This is a genomic window from bacterium, from assembly GCA_035307765.1.
Lineage (GTDB): Bacteria > Sysuimicrobiota > Sysuimicrobiia > Sysuimicrobiales > Segetimicrobiaceae > Segetimicrobium.
Genome location: DATGHU010000025.1, coordinates 1 through 13,066 on the forward strand (window position 1 = coordinate 1; position 13,066 = coordinate 13,066).

Here is a 13,066-nt window from a genome sequence, read left to right on the forward strand (position 1 = left end):
CCCGCTGACCGGAATCATCGATGGGCGGATCGAGTTCTCCGGCCCCCTGGACGATCCGTCCGCCCACTTGTCGCTCGCGCTTCAAGATTCGACCTTCGGCGCCTATGCGATCGGCAGCGGGGTTGCCGATTTGACCATGACCCACCAGACGATCGATATCGATCGATTCGAGATCCACCCGGCGCAGGGCCAGGTGGCGGCGAAGGGGCGGGTGGATCTCCGGGGGTCGAGCCAGGTCGAGGTCTCGGCCCAGGACCTCAATCCCGACTTCCTCAGGCCGTTCTTCCAGATCGACCGCCCCCTTCAAGGAAAGCTGAACTTCACGGTCCAGCTGAGCGGCGAGACCCGGAACCCGACGGCCGGCCTCTCCCTGGAAGCGACCGACGCGGGGATCGCCGGGGCGCTGGCCGACCGCATCGCCGGCCTCGCCTACTATCAGGCGGGGACCCTGCACATCGAGCAGGCGGTGATCTCCAAAGGCCCACACAAGGTCGTGGCGGTGGGCACGCTGCCGGTCGACCAAAAGACGTTTGCCTTCGACCCCAACGCGCCGATGCAGCTGCAGCTTCGCCTCCAGGACGCGGACCTCAGCTTCTTGACCCTGCTCACCCCCCAGGTCACGGACGCCGCGGGAACGGTCGCCGGCGAGGTGGACGTCGCCGGTACGGTCGGCAGGCCCGAGATGAGCGGCTTCCTGCACTCCACGGGCGGCAAGTTGACCTACGCGGGGCTTCGCAAGCCGATCGACAAGATGAACGTCGACTTGGTCTTTTCTCAAAACGAGATCCTCGTCCGGGACCTCTCCGCGGCGCTGGGGCAGGGTCAGGTCGCCATCGGCGGGACCGTCGGGGTGACGAATTTCCGGCTGGGGGACATCGGGCTGGCCCTCAAGGCGACCCACGCCGACATCGACGCCCCCGGCCTGTATACCGGATTGCTGGACGCGGACCTCCGGCTCAGCGGCCCGGCGCTCGAGCCCGTTCTGTCGGGAAGCGCGACGCTCTCGGAGGGGGTGCTCTCCCCGGCGGGAACGGGGGGCGGTCCCGGTGGAGGGGGACCGAGGTTGGGACTCGACGTCACCCTCGCGGTCGGCCACAACGTCGTCTTCTCGCTGGGGCCGATCCGGGCGGAGGTGGCGGGCTCCGTCCACGCCGCGGGCACGCTGGCCCACCCCCTGCTGTCGGGCCTGGTCACCTCACCGCAGGGGGAGGTGGCGTTCCTGGGATCGACGTTCAGGCTGACTGGCGGCCAGGCCGTATTCTCGGAGGCGTTGGGAGTGGAGCCCCAGATTTCGGCGCGGGCGCAGCAGGTGTACGGGGATACGATCGTCTTCCTCGACGTCAGGGGGCTGGCGTCGCACCCGGACCTGACGGTGACCTCGGATCCGCCCCTCACCCAGGCCGACATCTTGAACCTGGTGGCACGAAACGCGGGGATCTTCGGGGATCCGGGATCGATCCTCGGCCAGGGGCTGGGACGGTACCTACTGGGGTCGCTGCGCGAGGCGCTCGATCTGAACGAGTTCACCCTGACGTACAATCGGGAAAGCCCCGTCACCTTGCGGATCGGAAAGTTTCTGCTTCAGAACATCTACGTGACGGTGTCCGAGGTGTTTGCGGGACCGCAGGTCGCGACGATTCCGTTCCCCGGCACCTTCACCCGGCCCGTGCCCCCCGATGTGTCCTACACCGTCGCCGGGCTCGAGTATTTCCTGAGCCCCAACGTGCTGGCCACGCTCAACGTGGACACGCTGGGGGGCATGGGGGTGTTCCTGCTGACCCGGTTTCCGTTCTGAGATGGCGAGGAAGAGAGTGAGGGTCCGCGTCGATGGATACTCTACACGGGAGCGCCTATGGTCCTAGCCGACTACGTCCGTGAGTTGCAACGGGTGGCCCTGCTGCGCCCGGAGGAGGAAGCCCGCCTGTGGCGGGCTTATAAGGGCCGCGCCGATGTCCGCAGCCGGACGCGGTTGATCGAGTCCTACCAACCGTTGGTGTTCAAGGTGGCGATGCACCTCCACCTGCGCGAGGCCATCGTCATGGACATGATCCAGGAGGGGACGGTGGGGCTGATCGAAGCGGTGGAGCGATTCGATCCGGCGCGGGGGGTCCGGTTCAGCACATTCGCCACCTACCGGATCCGGGGGCGCATGCTCAACGCCCTACATCGTGAGCGAACGGTGGGGATCATCGACGGCGGCGGGGAGTCCTCCGATGAGGCCCTGCTCGAGCGCGTCCAGGACCCGGAGGCCGCGGAGCGGCTGGCGCGCGTCGAGGACGGCGTGGTCGCGGAGCAGGTGGCGGCGGCGATTGACCGGCTGCCCACGCGCGAACGGCGCATCCTCCGGGCGATGTTCCTCAAGGAGGAGCCGAGGCGCATCGCCGGCGAACTGCGCATCAGCCTCTCGCACTTCTACCGCCTGCAGAAACAGGCCGTGCAGCGGATCCGAGCGAGCTTGACGCTGGTCCCGCCTGGCGCCCGGGCCCAGGAGTGAGAGGTGTGACCGTGCCGTCCGGGATCCTCGACCACATCCGTCACGCCGAGAGATGGCTGCGGCGGGCCCGTGAGGACTGCGCGCGGGGCGATGCGCACCGCGTCGTGTTGCGATTGCTGCTGGCCGAGGCGGAGATCCGCAGGGCCCGCGAGTCAGGCGTGTCGGCGGGGGCCGAGGCGGCGCGCCTGCGGCCGAGCCGGCCCCGGTGGATGATTCTCGGCGCCGTCGCCGTCTCGGGCCTGCTCGTCCTGGCGGGGTACGCCATCGGCAGGTTCCAGTTGACCGAGCCGGCGGCCGACGCCCCTGCCGCGGTGCAGGCGGTTCCGGCCGCTCAGGGCCGAACCGGAATCGTCCGCTTCGAGAACGCTGGGGTGCTGCCGCTGGTCGGGTTCCCGGCGACGCGCCAAAGCGGGAGGTCCGCGCCGGTGAGCTTGTCGGGGTCCGACATCCTGCAGGGGGAAGATCCGCTGACCCTGCCGCCGCCCCTGGGCAGCGACGGGTCCGATCCTGCAATCTCCAAATAGGGAGTGATGATGACCAACCCGTGGATACGGACAGCGCGCCGGGTCGCCTGTGGTCTGGCGTGGGCGTTTCTGGTGGTGACGACGGCCTCAACGAGCCTGTGGGCCCAGCCGTCCTCGCCTCCGCCGTCGTCTCCCGCCCCCGCCCAACAGCAGCAGCCGACTCCATCCCAACCGCCCGCGCCCCCAACCCCTCCCGCGCCGCCGTCCACCACGCCGCCGGCACAACCCCCCGCTCCGAGCCTCACCCCGCCGGGGCCGTTTGTGCCGCAACCGGGAGTCGCCCCGCAGATCATCCCGCCGAGCAAGGTGGTGGAGGTGGTCGTCCGCGGGAATGAGACGATTCCGACCGACGAGATCCTGGCGGTGGTGTCCACCAAGGTCAACGATCCGCTGAACGAATCGGGGCTCCGAAACGACGTCCAGGCGATTCTCAACATCGGGGAGTTCGCGGACGCGGTCGTCCGGCTCGAGCCGGTGCCGGACGGCGTTCGGGTCGTGTTCGTGGTGGTGGAGAACCCGATCGTCAAGGCGATCGACGTGAAGGGGAACACGATCGTCCCCACCTCTGAGGTCCAGAGCACGCTGGGGGTGGCGACCGGGAAAGTTCTGAACACCGTGACGATGCGCAGTGGGGTGCGGGCGGTCGAGAAGCTCTACGTGGACAAGGGGTACGTGCTGGCGCGGGTCGCCGACGTGTCCGTCAGCCCGGAGGGGACGCTTCAGGTGGTGGTCTCCGAGGGGCGGATCGACGCGATCAAGGTGGAGGGGCTGAAAAAAACCCACGAGTACGTGGTCCTCCGCCAGCTCACCTTCAAGCCCGGCGACGTGTTCAACGTCAATCAGGTGAACGCCAGCCTGAAGAGGCTCTTTCAGCTGCAGTACTTCTCCGACGTCAAGGCGACCCCCGGGCCGGGGGCCTCGCCCGACACGGTGGCGGTGACGATCTCGGTCACCGAGCAGAAGACCGCGACGCTGAGCTTCGGGCTCGGGTACAGCAACCAGACCGGGATCGAGGGGTTCATCGGCCTGCAGGATAAGGATTTCGGGGGAAACGGGCAGACCGTGTCGGTGCAGTATGCGAACACGGTCAACTTCGGCACGAGTTACGCCATCGCGTTCCACGAACCGTACTTCCTCGGGTCCCCCACCGCGCTGGACACCCAGTTGTTCGACACGACGACGATCCCCACCGATTATTCGCTGGGGCTCAACAACTCGTTCCAGTACGACATGACCCAGGTCGGGGGATTCCTCTCGTTCACGAAGCCGATCGATCCCATCGACTCGTTGAACTACGGGATCAAGGCCGTCACCACGACCTTCGGGAACCCCCTCGTCGGGACGAACCCGCCGTCGAATTTCCAATTCACCCCGGGGCAGCTCACGGCGCTCGTCCTGGGCGCCAGCCGGGACACTCGAAATGACCCCAACGGGCCGACCAGTGGGGAGCACATCACCCTCACCGGCGAGTTCGCGTTTCAGGTGCTGGGCGGGAGCTTCACCTTCCAGAAGTACGAGGCGGACTATGCCCACTTCTTCCCGATCGGTCCCACCGGCACGCTGGTGGGGCACGTCCACGTGGGCTACTCGGCCGTGCCGCTGCCGATTCAGGAACAGCTCTATCTCGGCGGCCAGACCACGCTGCGGGGCTACGCCGCCGGCCGGTTCCGGGGCGACGAGAGCGCGCTCTTGCAGGTGGAATACAGGTTCCCGATCAGCTCGCTGCCGTTTCTCCATTCGTTTACGGGAATCACGGGTGTGGCGTTTGTCGATACCGGCGACGCGGAGCCGACCGGGGGGTCGTTGACGCCCCACACCGACGTCGGGGTCGGGATCCAGGTGAAGACCGCCATCGGGCCGTTCCGCCTCGACTACGGGGTCAGCCCGGAGGGCGGTCAATTGTGGATCTCAACCGGGCTGGAGTTCTGAGCACGCGGAGATCGCGCGGGGAGGGACCAATGCGATGAAGTGGAGCGCAAAAACCATCAGCGTGGCCTTGGCGGCGATCATCGTCCTCGGCGCCGCCGGGTTCATCATCGCCCGATCGGGCCCGGTCCTCGGGCAGTCCTTCACGATCGGGTACGTCGACATGGCCAGGGCGATCGACGCGCACCCGCGGAAGGCGAGCGCGGAGGGGGCGCTGCGGGACTACGCCCAATCCCAGATCGCCGACGCCCAGACCCGGATGAAGGGTATGCCCGCGGCGCAGCAGCAGGACGTCCAGCGCCAGGTGCAGGCGGACATCCTCAAGAAGCGCCAAGAGCTGATCGGCGGCCTGGAAAAAGACATCCGGGCCGCCGTCGAGAAGATCGCCAAGCAGCAGGGCGTGACGATCGTGCTGAGCCGCGAGGTCGTCCTGTACGGCGGCGTGGACCTCACCGACCAGGTGATCAAGGCGGTGAGCGGCAAGTGAGCGGGGCCTGATGATCCGCCCGTTCGCCTGGGCGGCCCTGGCCGTCCTGCTCGCCGGGTGCGCCGGCCATCCCGCGGCGCGGCCGGCGGCCCCTCTCGCTGCGCCCGAGGCGCCGGCGGCCCGCGCCCCGCGGATCGTCGTGGTGGACTTGATGCGGGTGGCCCGGGTCCACCCGCGGTGGCCCGAGATCCTCGCCTTCGACCGGCAGATCGCCGACCTTCAGGCCATGCTGGCCGTGGCGTCGGCGGCCCCGGGGCCGCCGGTGAGCGTCGACATCCCCAAGGTCGACCTGACGCCGGAGATGAAGGCCGCCATAGAGAAGATGCGCCCCGAGTTCCAGCAGCAGGTGGAGGCGATCAAAGAGGCGGCCCGCCAGGAGCTCGATGCCTACGTCGCCCAACTGCGCGCGGACGAGCAGAGTCAGATGGAGGCCAAGCGTTCCGAACTGGAGGCACAGCTGACCAAGGCCGCCCAGGACAAGCACGACGCGCTCAGCAAAGATTTCGATCAGTACCAGCAGCAGATGCTGGCGCAGTACCGGTTGCCCCTCCTCAACCTGAAGCTGAAGCTCGAAGATGTGCAGCAGTCGAGCCGCGATCAGGCGGACCAGCTGACCGCGCAGGTGCAAGCCCTCACCAAGGAACGCGACGACAAGATCGCCGCGCACGAGAAGGCGAACCAGCAGGAGCTGCAGGATTTCCAGAAACAGCAGATCCAGCAGGTGAACGCTCAGCTCGAGGCGTTCCAGAAGCAGCTGAGCGCGCAGGGGCAGCAGCAGGTCAACGACCGGGCGGCGCAGGTCACCGCGCGTGTCCGCACGCAGATCGAGGCGAAGCAGGCGGAATTCAACCAACGCCTGCGGGGACAGGAGCAGGCCATCGTCACCTCCGCGCGGCAGGCCCAAACCCGCGAGGTCGTCCAGGCGCGGACGCAGGCCGAAAAGCAGATCCAGACCCGGGCACAGTCCGAGGTGAGCCGATTCCGCGCCCTGCAGCAGCAGCTCCAAGCCGTCCAGCGCGCCCGGGCGACACTGTACGCGGCGATCGTGTCGGACGTGCGCGTGGAGGCGGCGGCGCTGGCGCAGGGAAAGGGGTGGGACGTCGTGCTCACCCAGTCCATCGCCGCGCCCGGCGCGGTGGATGGAACCGACGAGCTGATCGCCCGCATCAGGCGGTGAGGGGAAGGGGATGACGAAGCTGCTGGTCGGGGTGTTCGTCCTTGGCGCCGCCCTGTTCGCCGGCGGATGCGGCGGGTCATCCGTGGGGGTGGTCGATACCCAGCGGGTGCTCAACGAGAGCGTCAAAGGGCTGCAGCTGCAGAAGCAACTCGACGACCGTGAGAAGCAGATGGTCGCCGAGCTCGCCGCGATCGCCCCGCAGGTGAGCAAGACCGATCTGACCGCCCGCCGCGCCCGCTTCCTCACCGAGCTCGGGCAGATCCGTCGGGATTACGAAGCCCAGCTCACCCAGCAGTTGAGCCAGATCGTGGGCGAGGTCGCCCGCGAGGATCATCTGCGGGTGGTGCTCGTCAAGGCTCCGGTCTGGATCGGCGGCCGGGACATCACCCAGCAGATCATCGATCGGCTGAAGTAACTCCGTGCCCCCCCACCCGTTCTTCCGAGCCGGCCAGGTGCTGGGGACCCCAATCCTTCCCCCCGCCGCCGGGCGCCCGCCGATGCGCCCGAGCGGGATGCCGGCCTAGGGCCTTCCATGCGGCTGGATCGACTCGCCGAACGGATCGGCGGAACGCTGGCGGGGGATCCGGCACTGGAAGTAGATCGGGTGGTGCCGGTGGAGGAGGCCCGGGCCGGGGCCGTTGTGGTCCTGGCCGATCCACGGCGCCTCGCAGGCGTCGAGGCCACGGGCGCGGCGGTGATCCTGGCCCACGGCGCACCGTCGACCCACCTGCCCGCGATCCGCGTCGAGAACGTCCGGCTGGCGTTTGCCCTGGCCCTGCGCGCGCTCGTCCCGCCCGAGCCCCCACCCGCCGGCATCCACCCCACCTGTGTCCTGGGGGCGCGGGTGCAGGTGGGGGCAGCGGTGTCGCTGGGACCCTATGTTGTGGTCGGCGACGGGGTGACCTTGGGCGACCGGGTGCAGCTGCACGCCCACGTGGTGGTCGAAGGTGGCGTGCGGATCGGCCCCGACACCATCCTCCACCCCGGGGTGACGGTCCGACACGGCTGCCGGGTGGGCGCGCGGGTGATCATTCAGGGGGGGACGGTCATCGGCAGCGACGGCTTCGGGTACGCGCAGGATGCGCAGCGCCGGTTTGTCCTGATTCCCCAGGTCGGGGTGGTCGTCATCGAGGACGACGTGGAGATCGGGGCCAACGTCACGGTGGACCGCGCGACGCTCGGGGCGACGCGGATCGGTCGCGGCACGAAGCTCGACAACCTCATCCACATCGCGCACAATGTCCAGATCGGTGAGGATTCGGCGCTGGCGGCTGCGGTCCACATCGCGGGGAGCAGCAGGATCGGCAACCGGGTGATGATCGGCGGGTTGGTCGCGATCAGAGACCACGTCGCGATCGGGGACGATGCGATCGTGCAGGGAGCCTCGACCGTCGCGCACAACATCCCGCCGGGGGAAATCTGGTCCGGGCAGCCCAGCCAGCCGGCCAGAATGGAGCGGCAGGCCGAGGCGGCTTACCGGCGCCTGCCGCAGATGGTTCGCGGGCTGCGGGACCTCGAACGCCGCCTCCGGCGTCTCGAGGGCGGGTAGCGCGCACGTGCAGGCCCGCCGCCAGGGGACGATCGCCGTCCCCGTGCGCCTTGAGGGGATCGGGCTCCACACCGGTGAGTTCCGCCGGATGACGCTGCGCCCCGCGCCTCCCGACACGGGCGTGGTGTTTCGTCGGTCCGGCGGCGAGGCGGTGCCGGCCACCCTCGCCGCGGTCAGCGGCACCTCCGGGTGCATCGCCCTCGGCGGCGAGCGCGGCGTCCAGACCGTGGAGCACCTGCTCTCCGCGGCGTGGGCGCTGGGGGTAGACAACTTGCAGGTCGACCTCGACGGCCGCGAGGTCCCGGGGTTGGACGGGAGCGCGCTGCCGATCGTGCGGGCGCTCGCCGAGGCGGGTCGGGAACCGCAGGCGGCGGCGCGGCCGATCCTCGAGATCCGCGAGCCGGTTTGGGTGGGCGCGGGCGGGGCGTGGGTGGTGGCGCTGCCCGCGCCGCAGTTCGGTGTGGCCTGCCTCGTGACGCTCGAGGCCCCGCGGTCGGAGGAGCAGGGCGCGACCTTCGACCCCGCCCGGGACCGCTACGAGGAAGTGATCGCCCCGGCGCGAACGTGGGGGTACGAAAGGGATGCGGACGCGCTGCACCGCCGCGGCCTGGCGCTCGGGGCGTCGCTCCAGAACACCCTGGTGATCGGGGGGGATGGGTTCCTCAACCCACCGCGATTCCCCAACGAGGCGGCGCGGCACAAGGTGCTCGACCTGCTGGGAGATCTGGCGCTCGTGGGGAGCGAGATTCGAGGGTACGTGATCGCGGTGCGCGCCGGGCACGGCCTGCACGTGGCCCTGGCCAAGGCGCTCCGCGGACGGGAGGGATGAGCGTGGCCGACCGGCACCCGGGGCGGATGGATCTCCTGGAGATCATGAGCCACATCCCCCACCGCTACCCATTCCTGCTCGTGGATCGGATCCTGGAGATCGATCCGGGGCGGAGGATCGTGGGGCTGAAGAACGTCTCGGGCAACGAGCCGTTCTTCGACGGGCACTTTCCGGGCCTTCCGGTGATGCCGGGGGTGTTGATCGCGGAAGCGATGGCCCAGGTCGGCGGGGTGCTCGCCTCGATGCTCCCGGGGGCGGAACACAAGCTGGCCTATTTTGCGGCGATCGAGCGGTGCCGGTTCCGGCGGCCGGTCCGGCCTGGCGACCAACTGATCATCGAGGTGATCGTGCTGCGCCTGCGGGACCGGGTGGGCAAGATGCAGGTTGCGGCCCGGGTGGATGGGGAGTTGGTCGCGGACGGCGTGTTCACCTACTGGGTGATGGATCTCCAGGACCTGAATAAGGAAGTGGTCGGCGGGCGGATCGTCGCCGCCGCGGAGACGCGGGATGGCTCGGTCTGATCGAACCGCGTCGCGGCGGCCGGTGGCCCGCGAGCTAGCGTCCGCGGCGCCTCGGGTGGACCGGACGGCCTCGGTCGATCCGGGGGCACAGCTCGGGCCGGGGGTGGAGGTCGGGCCCCACGCGGTGATCGAGGATCATGTCACGGTCGGGGCGGGGACGTGGATCGGCCCCCACGCCGTGATCGAGGAATGGACGACGCTGGGGGCGGACTGCCGGGTGCACCCCGGCGCCGTCCTGGGCGGTCCTCCGCAGGACCGGCACTTCGCCGGCGAGCGCAGCTACCTCCGGGTCGGCGACCGGGTGACGTTCCGCGAGCACGTCACCGTCAGCCGGGCCACGGGAGAGGGCGCGGAGACGGTGATCGGTGACGACACCCAGATGCTCGCCTACTCGCACGCCGGCCACAATTGTCAGGTCGGCCGCCAGGTGATCATCACCAACTTCACCCAGCTGTCCGGGCACGTCGTCGTCGAGGACCGCGTGGTCTTCAGCGGCATGGCCGGGGTCATCCAGTTCGCCCGGATCGGGACGCTGGCGATGGTGACGGGGCTAACGCGGATCCTGAAGGATGTGCCGCCGTACATGCTGGTCGAAGGTGACCCGCTCCGCATCGTCGCCCCCAACCGGGTCGGCCTGCAGCGCGCGGGGATCTCCCCCGAGATTCAACTGCAGCTCCGGCGCGCCCACCGACTCCTCATCCGCTCGGGGCTCGACGTCTCGCACGCCCTCGAGCGGATCGAGCGAGAACTCGGGGACTCGGAAGAGGTGCGGCATTTCGTTCACTTCATTCGCGACAGCCAAGCCCGCGGCATGGGGATCGGCCGGTGAGCGGCACCGACGCGCCGGTTGGGTTGATCGCCGGCCGGGGCGCGCTTCCGATCGAGGTGGCGCGGGAAGCCCGCCGGCAGGGGCGGCAGGTGATCTGCGTGGACGTCTTCGACGGTGACCCAGGCCTGCCGGCGGCCGCCGACGCCTACTACGCGGTCGCCCTGGGAAACGTGGGGGGGATCCTCGAGGCGTTCCGCCGCCACGGGGTGCGGGAGGTGCTGCTGGCCGGGAAGGTCGACAAGTTGCCCGCGGTCAGGCGCGCCCAGCTCGACGCCGAGGGCGCCCGGTTCGCGGGGACGGTGCGGGATCACCGCGACACCAGCATCATGAACGCCTTTCTCGCCCTGCTGGAGCGGTCCGGCTTTGAGATCGGGAACCAGACCCGATACTTGGCGGATTGTCTCCCCTCCCCGGGGGTCCTCGGCCAGCGTCCGCCGTCCGACGCCGAGGCCCGCGATCTCCGGGTCGGCTTCGCCATCGCCGCCCGCGTCGCCGCCCTCGATATCGGCCAGTCGGTCGCCGTCCGCAACGGGACGGTGGTGGCGGTCGAGGCGGCCGAGGGGACGGACGAGATGATTCGGCGCGCCGGCGCGCTGACCCCCGGCATCGTGGTGGCCAAGGTCAGCCGGCCCCAGCAGGATCCGCGCTACGACCTCCCCGTCGTCGGCCCCGAGACCGTGGCGGCGCTCGCCGAGGCCCGTGGGACGGCGCTGGGGGTCGAGGCCGGGCGGACCATTCTCCTCGATCGCGACCGAATCATCGCCGCCGCGTCGGCGGCCGGCATCGCGGTCGTCGCCGCCCCGGCGGAGCCGTAGCGATGTGGCGGGTATGGAGCCGCGCCATTTCCGGCGTCTGAGACGCGCGACCGACATCCCGCCTCAACCTTCGCCAAGGAGCTGCGCATCTCTCGCCCCACGCCTCAGGTCTTGATCGTGGCGGGCGAGGTGTCCGGCGATCACCAGGGCGCCCTGCTCACCGCGGCGCTCCGGCGTCAGCGGCCGGCGCTCGCGATCTCGGGGGTGGGGGGCGCCGAGATGCGCGCCGCCGGCGTGGACGTGCTGGTGGAGAGCCTGCGCTGGGGTGTGATCGGGTACCTCGAGGCCTACGCCCGCCTGCCGATCTTCGCCGCGCGGTTCTGGCGGCTGGTGCGGCTGATCGAGCGGGGCCGGCCGGATCTGCTGATCCTGGTGGACTTCCCGGGAATCAACCGCGAGCTGGTTCGCCACTTCTCCGGACGGATGCCGATGGTGTACTACTTCCCGCCCCAGACCTACGGCCGGCGGGGCCGGTCGGCGGAGCGGATGGCCAGGGCCGCGGTGCGGCTGCTGGCGGTGTTCCCCTTCGAGGCGGAGGCGTATCGGCGCGCCGGCGCCGATGTCGTCTGCGTCGGGCATCCCGCCGTGGACGAGGCGGCGCAAGCTGCCGCTTCTTCCCCCGCGCTCCGTGCGGAGTGGGGCCTGGGGGCGGAGCCGCTCGTCGGCCTCCTCCCCGGCAGCCGCGCGCAGGAGATCCGCGGATACCTTCCTCCGATGCTGGACGCCGCCCGCGGGTTGCGGGCGAGCCTGCCGGTCCGGTTCGTTCTCCCGATCGCCTCCCCGTTCCTCGAGCCGGCGATCCGGAGGCTGGTAGAGCGGGCGGGAGTGCCGGTCCGCCTGGTGGGGGGGCGCGCGCTCGACGCGATGCGGGTCTCGGACACGATCGTGGTCGCGGCCGGGACCGCTGCGGTGGAGGCGGCCTGCGTCGGGACTCCGATGGTCGCCGTCGGGCGTGTCTCGCCGCTCACCTACTGGATCGCCCGGCGGTGGGTCTTGACGCCGGAGTTCGACCGGCTGGGGTTTGCGGTCCCCAACGCGGTGATGGATCGCCGGATCATCCCGGAACTCGGTCAGCATGACGTCACCGGGCCGCGGATCCACGTTGAGGTGGAGCGCCTGCTCGCGGATGCGGCGTCGCGTGAGCGGATGCGCCACGACTTGGCGGAGGTGCGGCGTCGCCTCGGGCCCCCGGGGGTGCTTGACCGCGCCGCCCGAGAAGCGCTGCGCGTGCTGGACAGCCCCGGGCCGGGCACGCTACGATAGGATCGTGAACACGGCGCACACCCTCTGGTCCGCCGCCCTCCGCGCGCTTCTCTGGGCGATTCCCATTGCCCTGATGGGGGTGTTGGTGTGGACGCTTCCGCCGCCACGTCGGGCGGCGCCGGCGCCGCCGGCCCCCGCCGTGTCGGCCCCCGCCGTGTCGGTCCCCGCCCCGCGGTCGGGCACGACCGGTGGGATCTCCCAGGCTCCGTCATCTCCTTCGCCTGCCCCACGTCCCTACGCGCAGATTCGCCAGGGCGATCTGGTGGGGACCGACGAGGCCGGACATCAACGGTGGCGGGTGGTCGCGGACGACGTGACGGTCGTGCAGGACAAGCAGATGGTGCTCCTGCGGCACGTGCGGGCGACGTTCTACCAGCAGGACGGTACCATCGCCGTGACCGGGCAGGCGGGCCGGTACAATACCCAAACCCGGGAGATTGAGATCACCGGCAACGTCCACGGCGAGAGCAGCAACGGCCGCCAGCTCTTCGCCGACCGCCTGCACTGGGCGCCCACCTCCGAGACGATCACCGGGTCCGGCCACATCCGGCTCGTGGAAGACCGCGTCGTGATGTACGCGGATCGCATGGTCAGCAACGTGACACTGGGCCAGACTCAGTTCTTCGGCCACGTGCACGCCGCCGATCGGTAA

At 69.9% G+C, this 13,066-nt stretch carries 14 protein-coding genes; all 14 read left to right on the plus strand.

The features are described 5' to 3' along the window. A partial coding sequence (locus VKV57_07580) for a translocation/assembly module TamB domain-containing protein (protein ID HLW59773.1) occupies positions 1-1,795 on the plus strand: 1,795 nt, incomplete at its 5' end. 57 nt (positions 1,796-1,852) lie between these two features. After that, positions 1,853-2,494 (plus strand): sigma-70 family RNA polymerase sigma factor, encoded by a 642-nt coding sequence (locus VKV57_07585; GenBank protein HLW59774.1) that lies wholly within the window; start codon positions 1,853-1,855, stop codon positions 2,492-2,494. A gap of 5 nt (positions 2,495-2,499) precedes the next feature. Next, a complete protein-coding gene (locus tag VKV57_07590) occupies positions 2,500-3,018 on the plus strand; it encodes a hypothetical protein (protein HLW59775.1) in 519 nt (172 codons plus the stop codon). 9 nt (positions 3,019-3,027) lie between these two features. Then, positions 3,028-4,947, plus strand: a complete 1,920-nt coding sequence (locus VKV57_07595) for a BamA/TamA family outer membrane protein (GenBank protein HLW59776.1) — start codon at positions 3,028-3,030, stop codon at positions 4,945-4,947. A 34-nt stretch (positions 4,948-4,981) separates the two neighbouring features. Continuing rightward, the gene (locus VKV57_07600; GenBank protein ID HLW59777.1) at positions 4,982-5,431 is read left to right on the plus strand and encodes an OmpH family outer membrane protein; all 450 of its coding nucleotides are present in this window, start codon (positions 4,982-4,984) and stop codon (positions 5,429-5,431) included. Between the two features lie 10 nt (positions 5,432-5,441). Next, on the plus strand, positions 5,442-6,608 hold the full coding sequence (locus VKV57_07605; GenBank protein HLW59778.1) for an OmpH family outer membrane protein: 1,167 nt from the start codon (positions 5,442-5,444) through the stop codon (positions 6,606-6,608). A gap of 10 nt (positions 6,609-6,618) precedes the next feature. Continuing rightward, on the plus strand, positions 6,619-7,023 hold the full coding sequence (locus VKV57_07610; protein HLW59779.1) for a hypothetical protein: 405 nt from the start codon (positions 6,619-6,621) through the stop codon (positions 7,021-7,023). Between the two features lie 117 nt (positions 7,024-7,140). Further along, positions 7,141-8,157 (plus strand): UDP-3-O-(3-hydroxymyristoyl)glucosamine N-acyltransferase, encoded by a 1,017-nt coding sequence (lpxD, locus tag VKV57_07615; GenBank protein ID HLW59780.1) that lies wholly within the window; start codon positions 7,141-7,143, stop codon positions 8,155-8,157. Between the two features lie 7 nt (positions 8,158-8,164). Further along, complete coding sequence (gene lpxC, locus VKV57_07620; protein ID HLW59781.1) at positions 8,165-8,986, plus strand: UDP-3-O-acyl-N-acetylglucosamine deacetylase; 822 nt, start codon at positions 8,165-8,167, stop codon at positions 8,984-8,986. Beyond that, positions 8,983-9,507 (plus strand): 3-hydroxyacyl-ACP dehydratase FabZ, encoded by a 525-nt coding sequence (fabZ, locus tag VKV57_07625; GenBank protein ID HLW59782.1) that lies wholly within the window; start codon positions 8,983-8,985, stop codon positions 9,505-9,507. Before lpxC ends, fabZ begins: the two co-directional genes overlap by 4 nt. Next, complete coding sequence (lpxA, locus tag VKV57_07630) at positions 9,494-10,336, plus strand: acyl-ACP--UDP-N-acetylglucosamine O-acyltransferase (GenBank protein ID HLW59783.1); 843 nt, start codon at positions 9,494-9,496, stop codon at positions 10,334-10,336. Before fabZ ends, lpxA begins: the two co-directional genes overlap by 14 nt. Then, on the plus strand, positions 10,333-11,151 hold the full coding sequence (gene lpxI, locus VKV57_07635; protein HLW59784.1) for a UDP-2,3-diacylglucosamine diphosphatase LpxI: 819 nt from the start codon (positions 10,333-10,335) through the stop codon (positions 11,149-11,151). The genes lpxA and lpxI overlap by 4 nt, the downstream gene beginning before the upstream one ends. 117 nt (positions 11,152-11,268) lie before the next feature. Further along, the gene (lpxB, locus tag VKV57_07640) at positions 11,269-12,414 is read left to right on the plus strand and encodes a lipid-A-disaccharide synthase (GenBank protein ID HLW59785.1); all 1,146 of its coding nucleotides are present in this window, start codon (positions 11,269-11,271) and stop codon (positions 12,412-12,414) included. 4 nt (positions 12,415-12,418) lie between these two features. Continuing rightward, the gene (gene lptC, locus VKV57_07645) at positions 12,419-13,066 is read left to right on the plus strand and encodes an LPS export ABC transporter periplasmic protein LptC (GenBank protein ID HLW59786.1); all 648 of its coding nucleotides are present in this window, start codon (positions 12,419-12,421) and stop codon (positions 13,064-13,066) included.

Bases quoted from the DNA above. Each gene is read 5' to 3' on its own strand.
- VKV57_07610 (HLW59779.1), top strand. From the start codon at position 6,619: ATGACGAAGCTGCTGGTCGGGGTGTTCGTCCTTGGCGCCGCCCTGTTC.
- lpxA (HLW59783.1), top strand. From the start codon at position 9,494: ATGGCTCGGTCTGATCGAACCGCGTCGCGGCGGCCGGTGGCCCGCGAG.
- VKV57_07600 (HLW59777.1), top strand. From the start codon at position 4,982: ATGAAGTGGAGCGCAAAAACCATCAGCGTGGCCTTGGCGGCGATCATC.
- VKV57_07605 (HLW59778.1), top strand. From the start codon at position 5,442: ATGATCCGCCCGTTCGCCTGGGCGGCCCTGGCCGTCCTGCTCGCCGGG.
- VKV57_07585 (HLW59774.1), top strand. From the start codon at position 1,853: ATGGTCCTAGCCGACTACGTCCGTGAGTTGCAACGGGTGGCCCTGCTG.
- lpxD (HLW59780.1), top strand. From the start codon at position 7,141: ATGCGGCTGGATCGACTCGCCGAACGGATCGGCGGAACGCTGGCGGGG.
- VKV57_07595 (HLW59776.1), top strand. From the start codon at position 3,028: ATGACCAACCCGTGGATACGGACAGCGCGCCGGGTCGCCTGTGGTCTG.
- fabZ (HLW59782.1), top strand. From the start codon at position 8,983: ATGAGCGTGGCCGACCGGCACCCGGGGCGGATGGATCTCCTGGAGATC.